General features: G+C 67.1%; 1 protein-coding gene. It reads left to right on the top strand.

The genetic code is table 11. From position 1 onward, the window contains the following. On the top strand, nucleotides 1–2,477 hold a 2,477-nt coding region (locus tag IC66_RS0100795; protein WP_038946323.1), incomplete at both ends, for a xanthine dehydrogenase family protein molybdopterin-binding subunit.

Raw genomic sequence — 2,477 nt, 5'->3', positions numbered from 1 at the left:
CTGGAGCTGCCGGCGGCCGATCTCAGGATCGAAGACGGCCTCGTGCGCGGGCACGACAATCGCAGCATCAGCTACGGCGAATTGATCGGCGACGAGACGATCCGCCTGGAGCTGGCCGACGACGTCACCGTCAAGGCGGTCGGCGATTATGCCATCGTCGGCCAGTCGATGCCGCGCGTCGACCTGCCCGCCAAGGCCACGGGCGAGCTGACTTTCGTTCACGATATCCGCGTCCCCGGCATGCTGCACGGCCGCGTGGTGCGCCCGCCCTATGCCGGCGTCGATGCCGGGCCGTTCGTCGGCACCAGCCTGATCGCGGTCGATGAAGCGTCAGTACGCGACATTCCCGGGCTTGTCGCCGTGGTGCGCATCGGCGACTTCGTCGGTGTCGTCGCCGAGCGCGAAGAGAACGCGATCCGCGCGGCGGAGCAGCTCAAGGTGAGCTGGAAGCCTACGCCTACCCTCACGGATCTCGCCGACATCGAGACCGCGCTGCGCGCCAATCGATCGACACCGCGCACGCTGATCGACAAGGGCGACGTCGATGCGGCCATTGCCGGCGCGTCCAAGCCGTTGCAGCGCACTTACGTGTGGCCGTATCAGATGCACGCCTCGATCGGCCCGTCGTGCGCCGTCGCGGATTTTCAGGACGACAACATCAGGGTCTGGTCGGGCACGCAAAATCCGCACGTGCTGCGCAGCGACCTCGCGCTGCTGATCGAGCGTCCCGAGAGCGAGATCGAGGTGATCCGGCTGGAGGCGGCCGGCTGCTACGGCCGCAACTGCGCCGACGACGTCACCGCCGACGCGCTGCTCCTCTCACGCGCGGTCGGCCGCCCCGTGAGGGTTCAGTTGACGCGCGAGCAGGAGCACGCCTGGGAGCCCAAGGGAACCGCGCAGCTCATCGACGTCAATGGCGGTCTGGATGCGGACGGCGGTATCGCGGCGTATGATCTCGCCACGCGTTATCCCTCGAACGCCGCGCCCACGCTGGCCCTGCTGCTCACCGGTCGCATTCCATCCGAACCTGCCGTGCTGCAGATGGGCGACCGCACCGCGATCCCGCCCTACGATTACGACCACATGCGCGTCCTCGCCCATGACATGCCGCCGATCGTCCGCGCCTCCTGGTTCCGCGGTGTCTCCGCGCTGCCGAACACGTTTGCGCACGAATCCTACATCGACGAAGCCGCCACCGAGGCCGGGGTCGATCCCATCGAATATCGCCTGCGCTATCTGAAGGACCAGCGCGGCGTTGATCTCGTCAATGCCGTGGCCGAGCGCGCGGGCTGGGCGCCGCGACCGGTGCGCGAAGAGAAGGACGGCGAGATCGTGCACGGGCGCGGCTTTGCCTATGCGCTCTACGTCCACAGCAAGTTTCCCGGCTACGGTGCGGCGTGGTCGGCATGGATCGCTGATGTCGCGGTGAACAAATCGACCGGCGATGTCAGCGTGACCCGCGTGGTTGCGGGACAGGATTCCGGATTGATGATCAATCCGGCGGGCGTCCGCCACCAGATCCACGGCAACGTCATCCAGTCCACCAGCCGCGCGCTGATGGAAGAAGTCTCGTTCGAGCGCGGCGCGGTGGCGGCGCGCGAATGGGGCGCCTATCCGATCATCCCTTTCCCCGACGTGCCCAAGATCGACGTGCTGATGCTGCCACGTCAGGACCAGCCACCGCTTGGCGTCGGCGAGTCCGCTTCGGTCCCGAGCGCGGCGGCGATAGCGAATGCGATCTTCGATGCCACCGGTGTGCGCTTTCGCGAGCCGCCCTTTACGCCCGAACGCATCCTGAGGGGATTGCACGGTGAAACATCGCCCGTGCCGCAGGCCCTGCCCGCGCCCGCCGCGCCGCCGCCGTCGCGCATCCGGGAGACTCCCTTCGCCAAACGCGCCGGCATTGTCGCGACGATTGCCGCGGTCTGCACTGCCGCAATCGGCATCGGCGCGGCGCTGCTGCCGGGGCGCGCGATTGCGCCGATCGCCCGGCCCGACGCATCGGTCTATTCCGCCGCGACGATCGCACGGGGAGAGCAGCTTGCTGCGCTCGGCAATTGCGCGGAGTGCCACACCAATATCGACAGCGTACTCAATGCCGGCGGCCGCGCATTGGAGACGCCATTCGGCACGATCTATTCAACCAATATCACCCCCGACGTCGAGACCGGCATCGGTGCCTGGTCCTATCCCGCCTTCGAGCGCGCAATGCGCGACGGCTTGCATCGCGACGGGCGGCAGCTCTATCCCGCCTTTCCCTACACACACTTCACCAAGACAAACGAAGCCGACCTTCAGGCGCTCTATGCCTATCTGATGGCGCAGCCTGCATTGCGCGCGACGGCGCCGGCGAACTCGCTCGCCTTCCCGTTCAACCTGCGCCCGCTGCTCGCGGGTTGGAATGCGCTCTTCCACCAGGCAAAGGAATTCAAGCCCGACCCCACCAAGTCGGAGGCCTGGAATCGCGGCGCCTATCT

The sequence above is a fragment of the Bradyrhizobium genomosp. III genome, from assembly GCF_000261705.1.
GTDB classification, from domain to species: domain Bacteria; phylum Pseudomonadota; class Alphaproteobacteria; order Rhizobiales; family Xanthobacteraceae; genus Bradyrhizobium; species Bradyrhizobium ottawaense.
Note: the sequence above shows the minus strand (reverse complement) of the source record. Positions and strands in the feature narration are given on the sequence as shown.